This is a genomic window from Roseovarius indicus, from assembly GCF_008728195.1.
GTDB lineage: Bacteria > Pseudomonadota > Alphaproteobacteria > Rhodobacterales > Rhodobacteraceae > Roseovarius > Roseovarius indicus.
The window spans coordinates 2,491,739-2,509,346 of sequence record NZ_CP031598.1 but is presented as its reverse complement, the minus strand read 5'-3'; the positions used below and the strand labels follow the sequence as shown (position 1 = coordinate 2,509,346).

Sequence of the window (17,608 nt, the reverse complement as noted above, 5' to 3'; positions counted from 1 at the left end):
TTGATCCCTTCAGTTTCCGCCCGCGGCGCAAAGAACTTCGTACTTGCCGGCCCCGGCCGAGACGCTCACCATCAGCGACACCAGAACCTTTCGCCCCTGGCAGGCCGCCTTCTCGGCAAAACCGACATACTCCGGCAGGTCATCCGCCCCGATCGGCTGACCATCGCGGCGGCGCAGGGTAACATAGACCTGCTGACCCTGGATCGTGTCGCCATCCTTAGACGTCATCGAAACCGGCCGCCGCTGAAGATCCGCCTGAAGACTGTCCGATTGCAGCGTCTCCGCCCCTGCCACCGCAGGCACCAGCGCCAATGCCATCGTCGCCGCCCACTTTCTCATTCCGCCGCAACTCCTGTACATGCGTGGTCTCGCCACAGTTTCGTGTCTTTCAGATACGACCATCCGAAGGCCTGCTCGCCGTCTCCGTGGTCGCGCAAATGCGCCAGTCTTTCAAGCGCTTCGTCCAGCGTGGGCCGGTGCCCCTCGGGCACCCACCACATCACGAAATGCATCTCGCCCAGAACCTCGAACCACTCGGCCCGGCGCTCGTAGAACTGTCGATGCACCGTGTTGAAGACGAAATTCTCAAGCGTCTCCGCGTCTTCCCACACGGTCAGGTTCGCCACGAATTGCGGGTCGTCCCCGATATTGTTCTCGGTGTTCCCCGTCCCCGGCTCGCCCGAGCCTTCCATCATCCAGACAAACCCCGGCATCCGCTTGCCCAGCCCGTTGATCCGGTCGAGCGCGTTCATGAACTCGGCCACGCGCGGGTCGTCCGTCGGCGCCACAAGCCGGCCCACGTTCAGCTCGGCCAGGTGATATCCGGGCAGCCCGCTCATATGCTCAATTCACCTTCGAATGCGTCGGCGGATGCACCGCATCCTTGTCGATCACCACGATGGAATCGTGCACGTGCAGCCCGCTCACGGCACCTTCCAGCTCGGGCACATGATACCCCTGATGGTGATACCGCTCGTGCATGTCATCCACGATCTTCCGCACCGTGTTGAAGAAATTCGCCTCGGCGTCAAAGCCGCCCTCGAACCCCTTCCAATAGGCTGCGTGCAGATCCTCGATCATGTAGGTGCCGCCGATCTCGAGCCGCGGATAGATCGTGCGCAGCGAGGCCTCGATATGCGGCATCTGGTGGCTGCCATCGTCCAGCACCACGTCGACCCCGCCCATCTCGTCGATCACCGAGTTCAGGAAATCCGGGTCGTCCTGCGACCCGATCCGCACCTGCCCCGACACGCCGTCGAACTCCTTGCACTTCTTCTTGATATCGACACCGAACAGCACCGCATCCTCGCCCAGGAACCGCCGCCACATCTGCAGGCTGCCGCCCTTGTCGACGCCGATCTCGAGGAACCGTACCTTGGTGCCCCGATACTTGCCGAAATACCGGTCATAGATCGGGATGTAATGATGCCACTTGTGCACCACGTAATCCTGCGTCGTGGCATAGATCTCGGCCAGATCGCCGTCATAGTCGTATTTCTCGCGGATATCCGCGACGACATCTTCACCGGTGAAACGGTACTTCTTGATCATGACGCCCCCCTCACCCGCGCGGGCGCGGTCACTTGCCCTGACATGCAGGGATATGCGGGGGAAACGCGCATGATCCGATCACTCCGCCGCGACGGCGCTGACACGGCCGGTCTTCTGCGCCTTGATCCGGTCCTCGATCTCGTCCCGGAAGTTGCGGATCAGGCCCTGGATCGGCCACGCGGCAGCATCGCCCAACGCACAAATCGTGTGGCCCTCGACCTGCTTGGTCACGTCGAACAGCATGTCGATCTCCTCGACCTCGGCCTCGCCGCGCACCAGCCGGTCCATCACGCGCATCATCCAGCCGGTCCCTTCCCGGCAGGGCGTGCACTGGCCACAGCTTTCATGCTTGTAGAATTTCGACAGCCGCCAGATCGCCTTGATGATGTCGGTCGAATTGTCCATCACGATCACCGCCGCGGTGCCAAGGCTCGAGCCCACCTCGCGCAGCGCGTCGAAATCCATCGTCGCGTCCTTCATCTTCTCGCCGCGCACACACGGCACGGACGAGCCGCCGGGGATGACGGCCTTGAGGTTGCCCCACCCGCCGCGGATACCGCCGCAATGGGTCTCGATCAGCTCCTCGAAGGAAATCGACATGGCGTCTTCCACCACGCAGGGGTTGTTCACGTGCCCGGAAATGGCGAACACCTTGGTCCCGGCATTGTTCGCCCGCCCGAAGCTTGCGAACCAGTCGGCCCCGCGCCGCAGGATCGTCGGCACAACGGCAATCGACTCGACGTTGTTCACCGTGGTCGGGCAACCATAAAGCCCCGCCCCCGCCGGGAACGGCGGCTTCATCCGCGGCATCCCCTTCTTGCCTTCCAGGCTTTCCAGAAGCGCGGTTTCCTCGCCACAGATATAGGCCCCGGCCCCGTGCACCAGGTACAGGTCGAAATCCCAGCCCGAGCCACAGGCGTTCTTGCCGATCAGCCCCGCGTCATAGGCCTCGTCGATCGCCATCTGCAGCGCCTCGCGCTCGCGGATATACTCGCCGCGGATATAGATATAGCTGGCATGCGCCCCCATCGCGAAGCTCGCGATCAGGCATCCCTCGACCAGCGTATGCGGATCGTGCCGCATGATCTCGCGGTCCTTGCAGGTGCCCGGCTCCGACTCGTCGGCATTGACCACCAGGTAGGCCGGCCGCCCGTCGCTCTCCTTCGGCATGAACGACCATTTCAGCCCGGTTGGGAAGCCTGCCCCGCCCCGGCCGCGCAAGCCGCTCGCCTTCATCTGGTCGACGATCTCGGCCCGGCCCATCTCGATGATCTTCTTCGTACCATCCCAGTGACCACGCTTTTGCGCGCCTTTCAGCGTGCGGTCGTGCATCCCGTAGAGATTGGTAAAGATACGGTCCTGGTCCTTTAGCATGCCGCTACCCCTGATTGTCCTGGCGTGCCCGCCAGTATTGAAAGATCAGCCAGAAGGCAAAGACGAACCCCGCCAGCGCCAGCAGATCGAAGACAAGCCTCAGCCCTTGGCTGAAGCCTTCCTTGTCTCCGATCAGGGTCACCAGGATCCAGAACACCGCCGTTCCGGCGATGACCAGCGCTGCCTGGCGCCCCTTGCGGGCGGCTGTGTCGCGGTCGCTCATGCCCCTTGCTCATTCAGTACACGTCACCATCCTCGACCCGCTTCGAGAACTCGGTTTCCCCGCCGCCGGCAAGCGTCTTCGCCTGCTCGACCCAGTTGTCGCGGGTGACCCGGCCCCTGAAGCCTTCGAGATTTTCGTCGACCCACGCCACCTCGGCGGGGCCCCAACTGGCGATCTGGTCGAAATGGTAAAAGCCCATCGAGTTGAGCAATTGTTCCAGTTTCGGCCCGACGCCCTTGATTTCCTTGAGGTTGTCCGCCTTGCCGCCGCGCGGCTCAGACAGGCCCTCGGGCTTGCTGCCGCCATCGCTGGCCGCCGCCTTGGGCGCGGCTTTCGGCGCGTCGGCACCGCCCTCGTATTTCCATTCGCCCTTGCGCGAGGCCAGCTCTTCCTCGCCCGGCAATTGCGTGCCCGATTTCACGGCGCTCGCCTCCGCCGCTGGTGCCGCAGCGGTGGCCGGGCTGGCCGGGGCCGGCTCGGTCGCCGGCGCCGGTGTCGGTGCCTCGGCCGCGGGGGCCGGCTTCGCCGCGGGGGCCGCCTTGCCGGCGGTGGCCACGCCCGACTGCGGCAGCTCGCGACAGAACAGGAAGCCGAACAGCAGCCCCAGCACCACGAAGATCACGCCGCTCAGGAAGATCGAGCCGATGAACCCGACACTGCCCAAGGTCAGCATCAGTATCAGCGCCACCACGCCCGCCCCTGCGGCCATAAGCCAGCATCCGGCCGAACAGCTCAGTCCCGAGTTCGAATTCGCCATGTCATTTCCCCCCTGTGGTTATGTGCAGAACGCGGCCCGTCATGCGGCACCGTCCGTTGCACTCTTACCACGCTTTGACGCCTGCGTCTCCGCGTCGTCACAGAGGGCCCTGGCCTGGCTCACCCAATCGTCCCGGCCCACCCGTCCGCGGAACCCCTCGAGATTGTCGTCCATCCAGGCAATCTCGTCTGGTCCCCACGCGGCGATCTGGTCGTAATGCGTGATCCCAAGCTCATGGCACAGGGTCTCGAGCGCGGGCCCGATCCCCTTGATCTTCTTCAGGTCGTCCGGCTGGCCGTCCCGCGCCGCACCAAGCTTCGGGGGCCGCGCATCGGCCCCCTTGTCGGCAGGCACCCGGGCCAGAGACACCGTCTCGGTCTCGTCCTTGTAACTGTCGTCGATCTCCAGCCCCATCGCCAGGCCGAGATTGCGCTTCATCCCCTTGTCGACACACACCGCCCGCGACACCGCGATGGCGATCAGCACCGCCAGGGCCCCGCTGAACATCAGCGCCGCCAGCACCGGAAACGCCTCGATCACCTGCCAAAGCGCCACGACACCGGCGAGCGCGCCAACGCCCCAGCATGCCCAAAGGCAGGTCTCCGGTTTCGCGGTCTCTGACATCGCAGCCTTTCCTCAGATGCCCCGTCGGGGCGTCAGTACACGTCGCCCTTCTTGGCCCGGTCCGAGAACTCCGTCGTGCCGCCCTCGGCCAGGATTTTCGCCTGGCTGACCCAGTCGTCACGGCTCACCCGGCCCTTGAACCCGACAAGGTTCTGATCGGCCCAGGCCACCTCTTCGTCGGTCCAACTGGCGATCTGGTCGAAATGGAACACGCCCATATCGTGCAGCGCCTGCTCCAGCTTCGGCCCGACCCCCTTGATATATTTCAGGTCGTCCGGCCCGCCCTCGCGCGCCTCCGAAAGCAGCTCCGGCTTGGTGCCCTCGCCCGCATCGGCCGTGGCCTTGTCGCCGGCCTTCGCCTTCGACTTGGGCACAGCCTTCTCCGCCTTGCCGGCCTTGTCCTCAGGCGCACGCTTCGACTCGGGCTTGCCCTTCTCCTTGGCCTGCGCCTCCGCCTTGCTCACGCCGGTATCGTCGGCCTTGGCCTTGGGCGCCTTCTCGACCGGCTGGTCCTTCGCGGCTTCCTGCTTCGGCGGCTCTTTCACATTCACGGCCGGGTCCGCCGGCTGGTGGTTCGCCCCCTTCTCGCGCCACGGCGCCAGCATCGGCACCTCGGTGCCGTCGATCCGCTTGACCGTGTCGCCGATATCGGTCGCCAACTGCACGCTCGCGTTATACTTGGTCTGCCCGCTGTCGAACTCCTTCAGCGTGGTCAGCCCCGAGGCCGGCTCCGACGCATAGCGCCCGTTCTGCGGGCCCGGCACCGGCACCTTTCCGGCGGCCAGCTCGTCGAGGATCTCGACCAGCCGTTCGGCCGTCAGGTCTTCGTAGTAGTCCTTGCCGATCTGCGCCATCGGCGCGTTCGCACAGGCACCGAGGCATTCCACCTCTTCCCAGCTGAACTTGCCGTCGGCGCTCACCTCATGGGCATTCGGCGCGATTTTGTCGCGGCAGACCCCCACAAGGTCCTCCGCCCCGCAGATCATGCAGGAGGTCGTCCCGCAAATCTGGATATGTGCAACCGATCCAACGGGTTGCAACTGGAACATGAAGTAGAAGCTCGCCACTTCCAAGGCCCGGATATAGGCCATGTCCAGCATATCGGCCACATGTTCGATCGCCGGCCGCGTCAGCCAGCCTTCCTGCTCCTGCGCGCGCCACAAAAGCGGGATGACGGCGCTGGCCTGCCGGCCCTCGGGGTACTTGGTGATCTGCGCTTCCGCCCAGGCCCGGTTGGCCTCGGTGAACGCAAAGCTCTCTGGCTGTTCGTGGTGAAGACGTCTCAGCATGCTCAGGCACAGGCTCCCGTAGTAAGTTTCACGCCACCGTCAGGCAGGTTCACGGCCTTGTCGTTGGCGAGCATGTAGGATGTGATATCAAGCGCTTGCTGCCGGGTGATCCCGGCTTGAAGCTCGACCGGCAGGTAATCGGAATCGTATTTCATCTCGCAGCCGATCGTCGCCACGGCCGCCGTGTAATCCGCGATCATCTGCTCGTTGACGCCCTCGGGCGTTGTCATACAGGCCGCAAGCCCCAAGGGCAGCCCCGCAAGGGCCAGACATTTCGCAAAACGCATCAGGATACTCCCTCTCCGCTGCCCAGCAGCGCCAGCACCGCGACCGCCGCCACCAACAGCGCGGCCGTCCCGGCCCCGACATGCTTGGCGTAGGGATAGCCGCCGCGCGCATAAATATACGCATCCGCGTACCCCATGAAGGAGAACGCGAAAAACAGAACCGCGATGACCTTCAGGTCACCGTAAACCGTCGCCCCGATCGCCAGGATCAGGAAGGCAATATACCGGTCGGTCATCACCTCGGGCAGCTTCTCTGCCCGGTGTGTCGTGGCCGCCATCCCGCTCACCGGGTCGCGCAGAAACATGAGGGCCAGAACCCCCGTCACCAGCACGCCCCCGCCGGAAAGCCATATGGCAGCCTGTGCCAGCGTCATTACCGGTCGATCTCCCCGAACACGACATCCATCGTGCCGATGATCGCCGCCACGTCGGCCAGCTGGTGGCCGCCGGCGACAAAATCCATCGCCTGCAGGTGCAGGAAGCCGGGCGCCCGAAGCTTGGCGCGGTACGGCCGGTTCGACCCGTCCGCCACCAGGTACACCCCGAATTCCCCCTTCGGCGCCTCGACGGCGCAATACACCTCGCCCTCGGGCACGTGGAAGCCCTCGGTATAAAGCTTGAAGTGGTGGATCAATGCTTCCATCGAGGTCTTCATGTCGGTCCGCGTCGGCGGCGTCAGCTTGCCGCGCGCCAGCACGTCGCCCTTCCCCTCCGGCGCCCGCAACTTCTCAAAGCACTGGTGCATAATCTTCAGCGATTGCCGCATCTCCTCCATCCGGCAGAGATAGCGGTCATAGCAATCGCCATTCTTGCCGACGGGGATCTGGAACTCCATCTCGTCGTAGCATTCATAAGGCTGCGCCCGGCGCAAATCCCAGGCAAGGCCCGAGCCGCGCACCATCACGCCCGAGAAGCCCCATTCGAGAATATCCTTCTCCTTCACCACGCCGATATCGGCGTTGCGCTGCTTGAAGATCCGGTTCTCGGTCAGAAGCCCGTCGAGATCGGCAAGCACCTTCGGAAACTCGTTCGCCCAGGTCTCGATATCGTCGATCAGCTCGTCGGGAATGTCCTGGTGCACGCCACCGGGCCGGAAATACGCGGCGTGCAGCCGCGCGCCACAGGCCCGCTCGTAGAACACCATCAGCTTCTCGCGTTCCTCGAACCCCCAAAGCGGCGGGGTCAGCGCGCCCACGTCCATCGCCTGAGTCGTCACGTTCAGCAGGTGGTTCAGGATGCGCCCGATCTCGGAATACAGAACCCGGATCAGCTGCGCCCGCCGCGGCACCTCGACCTTGCACAGCTTCTCGATCGCCAGGCACCAGGCGTGCTCCTGGTTCATCGGCGCCACGTAATCCAGCCGGTCGAAATACGGCAGGTTCTGCAGGTAGGTGCGGCTTTCCATCAGCTTCTCGGTGCCGCGGTGAAGCAGCCCGATATGCGGGTCGCAGCGCTCGACGATCTCGCCGTCAAGCTCGAGCACCAGCCGCAAAACCCCGTGCGCCGCAGGGTGTTGCGGGCCGAAGTTCAGGTTGAAGTTGCGGATCTTCTGTTCACCCGTCTGGGCGTCGTCAAATCCCTTGGAGCCGTCCATCATCGCGGACCTCCCTTACGTTCGGCCCCGAAGGCCATGATATAGAGCATGATGAGCGTGCAGAGCGGAAAGATCGCGGTGATCGGCCAGTAGCTGGAAATGCCGTACTCCGGCAGCAGCTTCCAGAACGGAACCACGAATGCCACCGAGAGTAGAATGAGCCAGATCATACCGTCGCCCCTCGCTGCGCCCCCACCCGTTCATTTCGATGCGGTGTCTTTCTCGTCCCCCGGCAGGATGTACTCGGCACCCTCCCACGGGCTCATGAAGTCGAACTGCCGGTATTCCTGCACAAGGCTCACCGGCTCGTAGACCACCCGCTTCTGCACCTCGTCATAGCGCACTTCCGTGTAGCCCGTGGTCGGGAAATCCTTGCGCAGCGGATAGCCGCGGAAGCCATAATCGGTCAGGATGCGCCGCAGGTCCGGATGGCCCGAGAACAGGATGCCGAACATGTCGAACACCTCCCGCTCGAACCAGTTGGCCGACGGGTGGATACCGGTGATCGACGGCACCATGTCCTCTTCGCGCACTGCCATCCGCAGGCGAATGCGCTGGTTCTGGTACATCGACAGGAAGTGATAGACCACGTCGAACCGCTTGGGCCGTTCCGGGTAATCCACCGCCGTGATGTCCACCAGCGTCGAGAAACGGCAGGTCGGGTCGGTCTTCAGGAAGTCGACCAGCCCGACGATATTCGCCAGCGCCACGTCGACATTCAACTCGTCGAACGCCACCTCCCAGCTGATCACGCAATCGGTGCGCTTGGCCTCGATATGGGCGCCCAGTTCCTTCAGTGCTGCTGTCATCTTACGATCGTCCCCGTCCGGCGGATTTTGCGTTGCAGCTGCAGGATGCCGTAAACCAGCGCCTCCGCCGTCGGCGGGCAGCCGGGCACGTAGACATCGACCGGGATGATCCGGTCACAGCCGCGCACCACGGAATAGCTGTAATGGTAATACCCCCCGCCATTGGCGCAGGAACCCATCGAGATCACGTAGCGCGGCTCGGGCATCTGGTCATAGACCTTTCGCAGCGCGGGGGCCATCTTGTTGGTCAGCGTCCCGGCCACGATCATCAGGTCCGACTGGCGCGGGCTGGCCCGCGGCGCGGTACCGAAGCGTTCGAGGTCGTAGCGTGGCATCGACGTGTGCATCATCTCGACGGCACAGCAGGCCAGCCCGAAGGTCATCCAGTGCAGAGAACCCGTCCGGGCCCAGTTGATGATGTCCTCGGTCGACGTCAGCAGGAAACCCTTGTCCTGCAGCTCGCGGTTCAGCGCCTGAACCGCCGGTTCGGCCGAAGCCGAGGGTTGCTCCGCCCCGATCGGCGCTTCCGCCGAGGGGCCGCTTTTCACGCGGTCGCTCTGAAGGCCCTGGCCTTGCGTCTCGGTAACAAGGCCCTCTTTTTCGGCAGTCTCGCTCTTCACTCCCATTCCATGGCTCCCTTTCTCCATTCATAGGCGAACCCGGCGGTCAGCACGGCAAGGAAGACCATCATCGACCAGAAGGCGGCCATGCTGATATCCTGGAAGGCCACGGCCCACGGGAACAGCATCGCGATCTCCAGATCGAAAATGATGAACAGGATCGACACGAGGTAGAACCGCACATCGAACTTCATCCGCGCATCGTCGAAAGCGTTGAAGCCGCATTCATAGGCACTCACCTTCTCCGGGTCCGGGTGACGGACGGCCAGAACGACGGCGGCGAGGATCAGGACAAGGCCAAGACCGATGGCAATGGCCAGAAGAAAAAGGACGGGGAGGTACTCCCTCAGCATCTCATCCACGTGGTGGCTCCTTTCATGCGCAATGCCATGCGCATCAAGCTGGCTCTTTTGACATAATCGGGTTTACCCCTGCCCCATGATGGGGTCAACCAGACGGTGACAATTTCGCACGGGCCGGACGGCCCCGATCGTCACACGGCGAGATCGCGGGCCGGTTCGCCAAAAACTGCTTGATTTCAAGGCGCTCAGGCGCGTCATGCAACACAACATATGCCGCCAGCCAACGCTGTCGAGGGGGCCGCCGGTCAAGTTTTCGCCGCGCTGCCGCATGATCCATGCCTGCAACGCGGCAAAGCGCCCGCCCCCTGAGTCTGCCCTGCACGGGCACCTGGTCCCGCCCCGTCCGCGTCTTGCCGCAACGTCGCCGAACCGCCAGACAAACCGCATCGCGCGGGCGCGCCCGGCAATACCAACGGCCAGCCGACCGCCATGACCTGTCCCGCAGGTGATCGCCCGGTCGGGTCGCTCAAAAGGTCAGTTCCGCCCCCAGGATCACCGTGTGCGATTTCACCCCCGCCACGCTTGTCACCCGCGGCAGGATCAGCGGCACGAACCCTTCGTTATACATGTACTCGGCGCCAACCTTCACATGCGGCGCCAGGTCCACCTCGAGCCCGAGTATCGCCTGCTCCATCACCTCCCACGGCAGGCCCCGCGCGCCCTGCACCCCCCGGCTCACCGAGGCAGACCAAACCGCCGGCCGGCCGAAGACCTCACCCCGCCAGCGCCCCTGCAACGTGGTGGCCTGCACGTGATGCCCCGTCGCCGGCCAGTCATGCAGCGTGCGGGTGAACTCGGCCATCAGGTCGAAGCGCGGCGCATTGTAGACGGCATTCACGTCCCACAACCCGTTCCATTGCCGGTTAATGCCCACGCCGGGCGGGTGATGGGCGATGACGCTGTCATAGATCGTCCCGCGCAGAAACCCGGCCCCCAGCCGCAGGCTCCTGCCCCGGCCAAGGTCGAACCGGTGCGACCCGTTCACCGCGAAATTGCTGAACGCCCCGTCATTCTTCGGGGTGCTCAGCACACGCAGCCCGCGATGCGCCGGGATGAGGGTGAAGGCCAGCTCCGTCCGCGGCGTGACATAGCCCAGCTCGATCACCGGGTCGTCGCTCTGCGGCCAGAAATAATGCGTGGAATGGCTATGCGTGAACGGCGCATACGTGGCGAAATTCCCGAAATTCACCGTCTTGCGCCCGAAGGCCAGATAGACCGGCGCCACGTCCGGATCGCCGATCGCCACCCAGTACTTCCGTAACTGGATGGGTTTCTGCCCCGGATACTCGACCTCGGTATACTCCCCTTGCGCAAAGGCCGTCACCATCGGCAGCGCGAGTGTCGTATGAACCGATATCTCGTTGATCACCCCGTACCCGTCCGACGTGCCGGCGGTATGGGTCGGCGGCAGCCGCGACAGGATGGGAAACCGCCCCGGCGTATTGGTCGTCTCCCAGATCCGCGTGGCCACGAACCGCCCGCCAAGATAAAGCGCCCCCGGCTCCAGCCGCCCTTCGCTGCGGGCCAGGAACATCCGCGCAATCTTGTTCGGCACATGCGCCTGCCGGTCGAACATCTCTTCCGAATATCGCAGGCTCGTCCGCACAAGCCCGTCGGGGTTGTACATCCCCTCCTCCGCGGCCGCCGGCATCGCGCCCAGCACGAACACCACCGCCGCAACCCAACGCCTCATGAAACCAGCCATGCCCGACCTCCTGCACTTCATGGCAACAGGTCTGACACAGCATGGTTTATGGGCCGTTAACCACGGCCCCGCATCGGCCGGATCACCTTATCCTTCCGGAATCCACCCGGGCTTGCGCTTGTCGAAGAAGGCGGCAACCCCCTCATGCGCCTCCTCGGTATCCCACGCATCGGCCAGCGCATTGATGCTGAGGTCAATCATCTCCCGGTCGATCCGTGGCCCCAGCGCCCTGAGCAGCGCCTTCGACCGGGCCACCGCGCCCGGCGCACAGTTGAAATAGGGCACGACCTCTTCCTCGATCGCGGCATCCAGTTCGCCGGCCGGCACCACGCGTGCCAGCAAGCCCAGCCGCACGGCCTCCTCCGCGTCGAAGATCCGGGCCGACATGAACACCCGCCGCGCCTTGGCCTCTCCCATCCGGGCACAGACATACGGCCCGATCGTTGCCGGGATCAGCCCCAGCCGCGGCTCGGTGAGGCCCATCTTCACCCCCTCCGCACCGATCGCCACGTCGCAGATGCTCATCACGCCCAGCCCGCCGCCGAACGCATTCCCGTGCACCTTCCCGATCAGCGGCTTGGGCATCGTGTTCAGCGCCTGCAACATCATCGCCAGCTTCGTGGCCTCGGCCGAGCGCACGCCGGGCTCCGCCTCGAACTGCTCCCGCATCCAGCCCAGATCACCGCCCGCGCAGAAACTCTTGCCCTTCGCGGCCAGCACGACCACGCGCACGTCGTCATCCTGCCCCAGCTTTTCGGCCGCATCATGCAGCTCGGCAATCATCTGCGCCGACAGCGCGTTGTGCTTTTCCTCCCGGTCCAGCCAGAGCGTCGCCACCCCCCGGCTGTCGGTCTCGATACTCACCGTCTCATACATCGCCCAACTCCTTGCCAGTCTTTCTCAGCCAGTCCGCGTAAACCCACACCATCCGGTCCACGAACCATATCTTCGGGATCATCGTCAGCAGCGTGCCGAACACGGCCCAGGCCGCGTCAAGCGCCCACAATCCCCACGCCATCACCACCGCGCCGGGCAGCGCGCCCGCCGACAGCATCGCCCCCCAGACCCGGTGATGCCCCGGCACCTCGTCCCGCCGGTTCAGGAACACCCGCTCCCCCAGCACGCCCCGTGACGCCCAGCTATCCAGGCTCGCAGGCGGCGGAAAAGCCCGCGGGTTCACCCATGTCCAAAGCAGCACCGCCGTCACCGCGCCCCAGGCCCAGGCCCCGATCCACACCCGCGACCAGACGGCCAGCGCCAGAAGCGGCAGGATCGTGAAGCGGCTATAGACCGACCACGGGCTCGCATGCCGCGCCCATACCCGGTCGCTCATGCCCATCAGGCGTTCCGTGGCGCGGTAGAGCCCGCTCATCCGCCCGCCCGGCCACGCATCTCGACCGCCAGCACCGCGGCATCGTTCAGGATCGCGGAATCGAGCCCTGTCTCATAGCCCAGCCCCCTCAGCCGCGCATGCACCTTCTCGGTCGCCACGTTCCCCTTGGCCCCGGGCGCATAGGGGCAACCTCCCAGGCCGCCGACCGCCGCGTCGAACACCCGCACGCCCCGCTCCAGCGAGGCCTCGATATTCTCCACCGCCCGGCCCGACGTGTCATGGTAATGCCCCGCCAGATTCTCCACCGGCACGACCTCGGCCACCGCCGCCAGCATCGCGTCGATGCTTTCCGGCGTGCCCTGCCCGATCGTGTCGCCCAGGCTGATTTCGTAGCAGCCCATCCTGTACAGCGCCTCGGCCACCCGGGCCACCGACGCGGGCGCGACCGTCCCGTCATAGGGGCAGTCGGTGACGCAGGAGACATAGCCCCGCACCGGCAGCCCCGCGACACTCGCCGCCGCCGCCACCGGCGCGAACCGCTCGAGGCTCTCGGCAATCGTCGCGTTGATATTGGCCTTCGAAAACCCTTCCGAGGCCGACCCGAAGATCGCCACCTCGTCGGCCCGCGCCGCCTGTGCCGCCTCGAACCCGCGCATGTTGGGCGTCAGCGCCGCGTATCGCACCCCCTCGGCCCGCCGGATTCCCGCCAGCACCTCCGCCGAATCCGCCATCTGCGGCACCCATTTCGGGCTCACGAAGCTTGCCACCTCGATCCGCCGGAACCCCGCCCCGCTCAGGCAGTCGACCAGCGCGACCTTGTCCTTCGTGGCGATCTGGCGCTTTTCGTTCTGCAGCCCGTCGCGCGGGCCCACTTCGAAAATCTCGACATAGTCAGACATCCCAGGCCTCGTAGAAGTCTTTTGTATAAAGCAACATGGCATCCGGCCCCGGCAGCGACGCCTTGAACGCCTCGCGGGAGGTGATCCGCTCCATCCACGCGGTCACTTCCGGAAACTCGTCGGTCTTCGCGAAGTGCCGCGCCATGTAGACGGCCTGGCCGACACAGATATCACAGGCCGAAAACCCACTCGTCAGCAGATAGTCGCGGTTCTCCACCGGCGTCGACAGCTGCGCCTCGATCGCGGCGTAACATTTCTTCAACCGCGCCGCCTCCAGCTTCATCACCACCGGGCTGCGCATCGCGTCGTCATACAGCATGATATGCTGCTGCGTCAGGATCGCCACGTGCTGGCTGATCGTCTCGGCGAAATGCACCCACATCAGCCAGTCCATCCTGCCCATGTCGCCCGGAAGCCGTCCCAGCCCCCTGTCGGGAAACTTCTCGCACAGGTACTCGACCATCGCGCCGCTCTCGAACATCCGCTCGCCCTCGATCTCCAGCGCCGGCACCCGGCCCGCGGGCGACAGCGTCAGGAATTCCGGCCGCCGCAGCGACTTGTCGAACGGGTGCTCGACCAGCTGGAACGGCACGTCCAGCTCGTTCAGCAGCCACAGCACCCGCATCGAACGGGATTGCGGCACATGGTGCAACGTGATCATCGGTCAGCTCCTTCCGGCAGCTCCGGCCGGCTTTCTCTGGCGGCATCGCATCGCTCGGCCCAGGCCGCCCATGCCGCAAGCGCGGGACGGGCCGACATCATCTCGGCCCCCTCGGGCGCCATCCGGAAATATCCCAGCATCGGCCACAACAGGCAGGTATCGAGGCACAACCGCCCCGGCACCAGCGTCTGCTCCTCCGCAGCTATTTCCTCCAGCGCATCCAGCACCGGCCCCGCCGTCTCCAGCCCGGCCGCAATCGCCGCCTCGTCGACACTCTCGCCCACAAGGGGCCGGTACACACGATGCACGAACACCCCCAGCACGAGCGGCTGGAAGACATAGCTGTCGACGATCCCCATCACCTGCCGCATCCTGGCCCGGTGCTTGGGCGTCACCGGCGTCAGGGTCGGCCCGTCGAAGGCCCCGTCGACATAATCCATGATCGCCTGCGTCTCGTAGACCCGGAACCCGTCATGCTCCAGCACCGGCACCTTGCCGAACGGGTGCAGTTTCCGCATCGCCTCCCGGTTCTCCGGCTCGAACGGGTCGATCTCCCGGGTGCCAAAGCGCACGCCCTTCGCCGCCAGCGCCATCCGTGCGGCCCAGGTGTAGACGCTCAGATGATACCCGGTCAGGGTAACGTCGCTCATGCCTCCCCCTCTTCCAGCCGCACCAGCGCCGCGCCCGCCGTCACCTGCGCGCCTTCCTCGACCAGCACCTCGGCCACAACCCCGTCACGGGCCGCCAGCAAGCTGTGCTCCATCTTCATCGCCTCCAGCACGGCCAGCCGGTCGCCTTCCTTGACTTCCTGCCCGGGTTTGGCGAGCAGTACCTTCACCAACCCCGGCATCGGCGCCTCGATCACGTCGGCATCCCCCCCGGCCAGGCTGTCGCGCTCCAGAAGGTCCACCACCAGGAAGCTCAGCCCGTAATCGGAGAAGACGCTGACAAGCTGGTCGTTCACCGCCACCGGCGGCGCCGTCTCACCATCGAGCTGCCAGCGCCCCCCGCTGCGCCGCGCCTCGACCGTGGCCTCGCCCACGACCACGTCATGCGCCTCGGCCGACAGCGTCCGCACCTTCACGACGATCTCCTCACCGCCCCGGACCAAATGCACACTGCGCGTCAACGGCGTCCACAGGATGAACCCGGTCTCGAACCCTTCCATGCCCAGCAGCCCCAGCGCGGCCAAAGCCGCCAGCGCCGTCTCCCGCGGCCCCGGCTCCGGCACCACGACCAGCTCATCAAGATCGCGCTCGATCAGCCCCGTGTCCACGTCACCCGCAGCAAACCCCTTGTGATGCGTCAGCGCGCCCAGGAAGGCGAGGTTCGTCACCGTCCCCGCCACCTGGCAATCCCCCAGCGCCGCCGACATCCGCCGAAGCGCCCCGGCCCGCGTCGCGCCATGGGTGATCAGCTTCGCGATCATCGGGTCGTAGAAGGGCGAAATCTCGTCCCCCGCACGCACGCCACTGTCGGCCCGCGCGCCCTCCGGGAATTCCAGATGCGCCAGCCGCCCCGTCGCCGGCAAAAACCCTTTCGGCACATCCTCGGCATAGAGCCTTGCCTCGAATGCATGCCCGTTGATCGTCAGCTCCTCCTGCGCCTTCGGCAACCCCTCGCCACTGGCCACGCGCAGCTGCCACTCCACAAGGTCGACACCCGTGATTGCCTCCGTCACCGGATGCTCCACCTGCAGCCGCGTGTTCATCTCCATGAACCAGAACCCGTCGGTGCGCAGCCCATCCGAGCCATCGACGATGAACTCGATCGTCCCCGCACCAGCATAGCCGATCGCCTCGGCCGCCCGCACGGCGGCATTGCCCATCGCCTCGCGCATCTCCTCGGTCATCCCCGGTGCCGGCGCCTCCTCGATCACCTTCTGGTGCCGCCGCTGCAGCGAACAATCCCGCTCGAACAGGTGAACGGCCTTCGTACCATCGCCAAACACCTGCACCTCGATATGCCGCGGCTTCTGCACGAACTTCTCGATCAGCACCGCCTCGTTGCCGAACGCCGTCTTCGCCTCGCCCTTGGCACTCTCCAGAGCCTCGGCGAACTTCTCGGGCTTCTCGACCAGACGCATCCCCTTGCCGCCGCCCCCGGCAACAGCCTTGATCAGCACCGGATAGCCGATCTCATCGGCCTGCTCCGCCAGGAACCCCGGCTCCTGGTTCTCGCCATGATAGCCCGGCACCACCGGCACCCCGGCCTCTTCCATCAGCTTCTTCGCGGCATCCTTCAGCCCCATCGCCCGGATCGCCTTCGCCGACGGCCCGATGAAGCTCAGTCCCGCCGCCTCGACCGCCTCCACGAAATCCGGGTTCTCGCTCAGGAAGCCATACCCCGGATGGATCCCCTGCGCCCCCGTCTCCAGCGCCACCTCGATGATCCGGTCGCCCTTCAGGTAACTCTCCGACGGCGCCGAGCCCCCGATATGCACCGCCCGGTCGGCCATCGCCACGTGCTTGGCGGTGCGGTCGGCATCGGAATAGACCGCCACCGTGCGCACGCCCATCGCCCGCGCCGTCTCGATCACCCGGCAGGCAATCTCGCCCCGGTTCGCGATCAGTATCGTGTCAAACATGCTCAATCCTTCTCAACTTCCACCGGGGCGCCCAACCGATCGCACCAGTTCACCTTCGCCCCCTCGCCACCGGCCTCCACCGCGAGCCCCTCGCGCACCAGCCGGTCAGCCAAATTCTCGTCTCCCACCGTCACCCGGACAGGAACAGGCGTACCGGGCACACCCTCCATGGGCTCGCCCGTCCGCCGCCATTCCAGGGGGCCATCCTCCAGCAGCACCCGCAACCGATCCCTCCCCAGCGCCCCATGCGCCAGCTCGGCATCGCACCCTGGCTCGCCGACATCCGGCACCCCGAGCCCTTCCAGCCTGACCAGCCGGTCCGCCTCTCCACACATCAGCCGCACCGTCCGCGTATCGATCACCTCGGCCACCTCGCAGCCCTCCATCACCTCGCCCTCGCCCCACGTCCCGGCATGCTCCGCGATATAGAGCCACCCCGCCACCGTCACCGCGGTCAGCACCATGGCGCGAGTGACGAAGCTCAGCGTCATCCATCCGCCCCGCACCAACTCCGACGTTTGCCGCCGTCATACCACCGGGCCAGTCCGGCCCCGACCATGCGTGTCCCGACAAGCTCGTCGTCGACCGTCATCAATGTCAGAACCCTTCCATACCGGTCCTTTCCGCGCGGTGTCGCCACCACCTTTCCCGCCGTCCAGAGTTGCCAGCGCAGGTAGAAGGTTGCCGATACCGCCATCACCAGCTCCGTCGGGCAGCGCGACTTCATTTCCGGTGTGTCGAACCCCAGGATTCGTCCGCTGACATAGCCCTCCGCGGGGCAGGTCATCTTCACCGTGTCGCCATCCACGACCATCCAGACCTTGCATCCTTCGCTCTGCCTCCATGTCAGGCTTGCGGCATCCAGCGCCACAGGGCCGAAAATTACAGATGCCCCCACGATCATAAGCACCACCGGCCAGTTCGTCCGACCCC

General features: G+C 65.4%; 24 protein-coding genes. All 24 read right to left on the bottom strand.

Annotated elements, in window-relative coordinates; genetic code table 11:
- Positions 1-9: 9 nt before the first annotated feature.
- Positions 10-339 carry a hypothetical protein gene (locus RIdsm_RS11720; protein WP_143100357.1) on the bottom strand — a complete coding sequence of 110 codons (330 nt, stop codon included), beginning with the start codon at positions 337-339 and terminating at the stop codon, positions 10-12.
- Entirely contained in the window at positions 336-839 is a 504-nt protein-coding gene (locus RIdsm_RS11715; RefSeq protein ID WP_057816544.1) for a DUF3291 domain-containing protein, read from the bottom strand. Before RIdsm_RS11715 ends, RIdsm_RS11720 begins: the two co-directional genes overlap by 4 nt.
- Positions 840-843: 4 nt before the next feature.
- Positions 844-1,551 carry a class I SAM-dependent methyltransferase gene (locus RIdsm_RS11710; protein WP_057816543.1) on the bottom strand — a complete coding sequence of 236 codons (708 nt, stop codon included), beginning with the start codon at positions 1,549-1,551 and terminating at the stop codon, positions 844-846.
- Between the two features lie 78 nt (positions 1,552-1,629).
- A complete protein-coding gene (nuoF, locus tag RIdsm_RS11705; RefSeq protein WP_057816542.1) occupies positions 1,630-2,925 on the bottom strand; it encodes an NADH-quinone oxidoreductase subunit NuoF in 1,296 nt (431 codons plus the stop codon).
- A 4-nt stretch (positions 2,926-2,929) separates the two neighbouring features.
- Complete coding sequence (locus RIdsm_RS11700) at positions 2,930-3,148, bottom strand: DUF5337 domain-containing protein (protein WP_057816541.1); 219 nt, start codon at positions 3,146-3,148, stop codon at positions 2,930-2,932.
- Between the two features lie 13 nt (positions 3,149-3,161).
- Positions 3,162-3,905 carry a hypothetical protein gene (locus RIdsm_RS11695; RefSeq protein ID WP_057816540.1) on the bottom strand — a complete coding sequence of 248 codons (744 nt, stop codon included), beginning with the start codon at positions 3,903-3,905 and terminating at the stop codon, positions 3,162-3,164.
- 39 nt (positions 3,906-3,944) lie between these two features.
- Positions 3,945-4,529 (bottom strand): hypothetical protein, encoded by a 585-nt coding sequence (locus RIdsm_RS30505; RefSeq protein ID WP_236553232.1) that lies wholly within the window; start codon positions 4,527-4,529, stop codon positions 3,945-3,947.
- 32 nt (positions 4,530-4,561) lie between these two features.
- Positions 4,562-5,818: an NADH-quinone oxidoreductase subunit E gene (locus RIdsm_RS11685; protein WP_057816539.1), complete on the bottom strand. Its 1,257-nt coding sequence runs from the start codon at positions 5,816-5,818 to the stop codon at positions 4,562-4,564.
- Between the two features lie 2 nt (positions 5,819-5,820).
- Positions 5,821-6,105, bottom strand: a complete 285-nt coding sequence (locus RIdsm_RS11680) for a hypothetical protein (protein WP_057816538.1) — start codon at positions 6,103-6,105, stop codon at positions 5,821-5,823.
- Positions 6,105-6,479, bottom strand: a complete 375-nt coding sequence (locus tag RIdsm_RS11675; protein WP_057816537.1) for a hypothetical protein — start codon at positions 6,477-6,479, stop codon at positions 6,105-6,107. Before RIdsm_RS11675 ends, RIdsm_RS11680 begins: the two co-directional genes overlap by 1 nt.
- On the bottom strand, positions 6,479-7,699 hold the full coding sequence (locus tag RIdsm_RS11670; RefSeq protein WP_177228377.1) for an NADH-quinone oxidoreductase subunit D: 1,221 nt from the start codon (positions 7,697-7,699) through the stop codon (positions 6,479-6,481). Before RIdsm_RS11670 ends, RIdsm_RS11675 begins: the two co-directional genes overlap by 1 nt.
- Positions 7,699-7,869, bottom strand: a complete 171-nt coding sequence (locus tag RIdsm_RS30110; RefSeq protein WP_177228376.1) for a hypothetical protein — start codon at positions 7,867-7,869, stop codon at positions 7,699-7,701. The genes RIdsm_RS11670 and RIdsm_RS30110 overlap by 1 nt, the downstream gene beginning before the upstream one ends.
- 30 nt (positions 7,870-7,899) lie before the next feature.
- Positions 7,900-8,508, bottom strand: a complete 609-nt coding sequence (locus RIdsm_RS11665; RefSeq protein ID WP_057816535.1) for an NADH-quinone oxidoreductase subunit C — start codon at positions 8,506-8,508, stop codon at positions 7,900-7,902.
- Positions 8,505-9,134, bottom strand: a complete 630-nt coding sequence (locus RIdsm_RS11660) for a NuoB/complex I 20 kDa subunit family protein (protein ID WP_138179198.1) — start codon at positions 9,132-9,134, stop codon at positions 8,505-8,507. Before RIdsm_RS11660 ends, RIdsm_RS11665 begins: the two co-directional genes overlap by 4 nt.
- Positions 9,125-9,490: an NADH-quinone oxidoreductase subunit A gene (locus RIdsm_RS11655; protein ID WP_057816534.1), complete on the bottom strand. Its 366-nt coding sequence runs from the start codon at positions 9,488-9,490 to the stop codon at positions 9,125-9,127. The genes RIdsm_RS11660 and RIdsm_RS11655 overlap by 10 nt, the downstream gene beginning before the upstream one ends.
- A 466-nt stretch (positions 9,491-9,956) precedes the next feature.
- A complete protein-coding gene (locus RIdsm_RS11650) occupies positions 9,957-11,195 on the bottom strand; it encodes a hypothetical protein (RefSeq protein WP_057816533.1) in 1,239 nt (412 codons plus the stop codon).
- Positions 11,196-11,282: 87 nt separating this feature from the next.
- Positions 11,283-12,071 (bottom strand): crotonase/enoyl-CoA hydratase family protein, encoded by a 789-nt coding sequence (locus RIdsm_RS11645; protein WP_057816532.1) that lies wholly within the window; start codon positions 12,069-12,071, stop codon positions 11,283-11,285.
- Positions 12,064-12,567, bottom strand: a complete 504-nt coding sequence (locus RIdsm_RS11640) for a DUF6653 family protein (RefSeq protein WP_151175225.1) — start codon at positions 12,565-12,567, stop codon at positions 12,064-12,066. The genes RIdsm_RS11645 and RIdsm_RS11640 overlap by 8 nt, the downstream gene beginning before the upstream one ends.
- Positions 12,564-13,427, bottom strand: a complete 864-nt coding sequence (locus tag RIdsm_RS11635; protein WP_057816531.1) for a hydroxymethylglutaryl-CoA lyase — start codon at positions 13,425-13,427, stop codon at positions 12,564-12,566. Before RIdsm_RS11635 ends, RIdsm_RS11640 begins: the two co-directional genes overlap by 4 nt.
- The gene (locus tag RIdsm_RS11630) at positions 13,420-14,088 is read right to left on the bottom strand and encodes a glutathione S-transferase family protein (RefSeq protein WP_057816530.1); all 669 of its coding nucleotides are present in this window, start codon (positions 14,086-14,088) and stop codon (positions 13,420-13,422) included. The genes RIdsm_RS11635 and RIdsm_RS11630 overlap by 8 nt, the downstream gene beginning before the upstream one ends.
- Complete coding sequence (locus tag RIdsm_RS11625) at positions 14,085-14,738, bottom strand: glutathione S-transferase family protein (RefSeq protein WP_057816529.1); 654 nt, start codon at positions 14,736-14,738, stop codon at positions 14,085-14,087. Before RIdsm_RS11625 ends, RIdsm_RS11630 begins: the two co-directional genes overlap by 4 nt.
- Positions 14,735-16,675, bottom strand: a complete 1,941-nt coding sequence (locus RIdsm_RS11620; RefSeq protein ID WP_057816528.1) for an acetyl/propionyl/methylcrotonyl-CoA carboxylase subunit alpha — start codon at positions 16,673-16,675, stop codon at positions 14,735-14,737. The genes RIdsm_RS11625 and RIdsm_RS11620 overlap by 4 nt, the downstream gene beginning before the upstream one ends.
- A gap of 2 nt (positions 16,676-16,677) precedes the next feature.
- Positions 16,678-17,166, bottom strand: coding sequence for a hypothetical protein (locus RIdsm_RS11615; RefSeq protein WP_057816527.1), 489 nt, complete (start codon positions 17,164-17,166; stop codon positions 16,678-16,680).
- Positions 17,163-17,579 (bottom strand): thermonuclease family protein, encoded by a 417-nt coding sequence (locus RIdsm_RS11610; RefSeq protein ID WP_057816526.1) that lies wholly within the window; start codon positions 17,577-17,579, stop codon positions 17,163-17,165. Before RIdsm_RS11610 ends, RIdsm_RS11615 begins: the two co-directional genes overlap by 4 nt.
- Positions 17,580-17,608 lie beyond the last annotated feature (29 nt).

Coding starts and splice junctions, on each gene's coding strand:
- nuoF (WP_057816542.1), bottom strand. CDS start 2,925: ATGCTAAAGGACCAGGACCGTATCTTTACCAATCTCTACGGGATGCAC.
- RIdsm_RS11680 (WP_057816538.1), bottom strand. CDS start 6,105: ATGCGTTTTGCGAAATGTCTGGCCCTTGCGGGGCTGCCCTTGGGGCTT.
- RIdsm_RS11685 (WP_057816539.1), bottom strand. CDS start 5,818: ATGCTGAGACGTCTTCACCACGAACAGCCAGAGAGCTTTGCGTTCACC.
- RIdsm_RS11645 (WP_057816532.1), bottom strand. CDS start 12,071: ATGTATGAGACGGTGAGTATCGAGACCGACAGCCGGGGGGTGGCGACG.
- RIdsm_RS11665 (WP_057816535.1), bottom strand. CDS start 8,508: ATGACAGCAGCACTGAAGGAACTGGGCGCCCATATCGAGGCCAAGCGC.
- RIdsm_RS11640 (WP_151175225.1), bottom strand. CDS start 12,567: ATGAGCGGGCTCTACCGCGCCACGGAACGCCTGATGGGCATGAGCGAC.
- RIdsm_RS11710 (WP_057816543.1), bottom strand. CDS start 1,551: ATGATCAAGAAGTACCGTTTCACCGGTGAAGATGTCGTCGCGGATATC.
- RIdsm_RS11625 (WP_057816529.1), bottom strand. CDS start 14,738: ATGAGCGACGTTACCCTGACCGGGTATCATCTGAGCGTCTACACCTGG.
- RIdsm_RS11660 (WP_138179198.1), bottom strand. CDS start 9,134: ATGGGAGTGAAGAGCGAGACTGCCGAAAAAGAGGGCCTTGTTACCGAG.
- RIdsm_RS30505 (WP_236553232.1), bottom strand. CDS start 4,529: ATGTCAGAGACCGCGAAACCGGAGACCTGCCTTTGGGCATGCTGGGGC.
- RIdsm_RS11635 (WP_057816531.1), bottom strand. CDS start 13,427: ATGTCTGACTATGTCGAGATTTTCGAAGTGGGCCCGCGCGACGGGCTG.
- RIdsm_RS11630 (WP_057816530.1), bottom strand. CDS start 14,088: ATGATCACGTTGCACCATGTGCCGCAATCCCGTTCGATGCGGGTGCTG.
- RIdsm_RS11670 (WP_177228377.1), bottom strand. CDS start 7,699: ATGGACGGCTCCAAGGGATTTGACGACGCCCAGACGGGTGAACAGAAG.
- RIdsm_RS11700 (WP_057816541.1), bottom strand. CDS start 3,148: ATGAGCGACCGCGACACAGCCGCCCGCAAGGGGCGCCAGGCAGCGCTG.
- RIdsm_RS11720 (WP_143100357.1), bottom strand. CDS start 339: ATGAGAAAGTGGGCGGCGACGATGGCATTGGCGCTGGTGCCTGCGGTG.
- RIdsm_RS11615 (WP_057816527.1), bottom strand. CDS start 17,166: ATGACGCTGAGCTTCGTCACTCGCGCCATGGTGCTGACCGCGGTGACG.
- RIdsm_RS11715 (WP_057816544.1), bottom strand. CDS start 839: ATGAGCGGGCTGCCCGGATATCACCTGGCCGAGCTGAACGTGGGCCGG.
- RIdsm_RS11620 (WP_057816528.1), bottom strand. CDS start 16,675: ATGTTTGACACGATACTGATCGCGAACCGGGGCGAGATTGCCTGCCGG.
- RIdsm_RS11695 (WP_057816540.1), bottom strand. CDS start 3,905: ATGGCGAATTCGAACTCGGGACTGAGCTGTTCGGCCGGATGCTGGCTT.
- RIdsm_RS30110 (WP_177228376.1), bottom strand. CDS start 7,869: ATGATCTGGCTCATTCTACTCTCGGTGGCATTCGTGGTTCCGTTCTGG.
- RIdsm_RS11610 (WP_057816526.1), bottom strand. CDS start 17,579: ATGATCGTGGGGGCATCTGTAATTTTCGGCCCTGTGGCGCTGGATGCC.
- RIdsm_RS11675 (WP_057816537.1), bottom strand. CDS start 6,479: ATGACGCTGGCACAGGCTGCCATATGGCTTTCCGGCGGGGGCGTGCTG.
- RIdsm_RS11650 (WP_057816533.1), bottom strand. CDS start 11,195: ATGGCTGGTTTCATGAGGCGTTGGGTTGCGGCGGTGGTGTTCGTGCTG.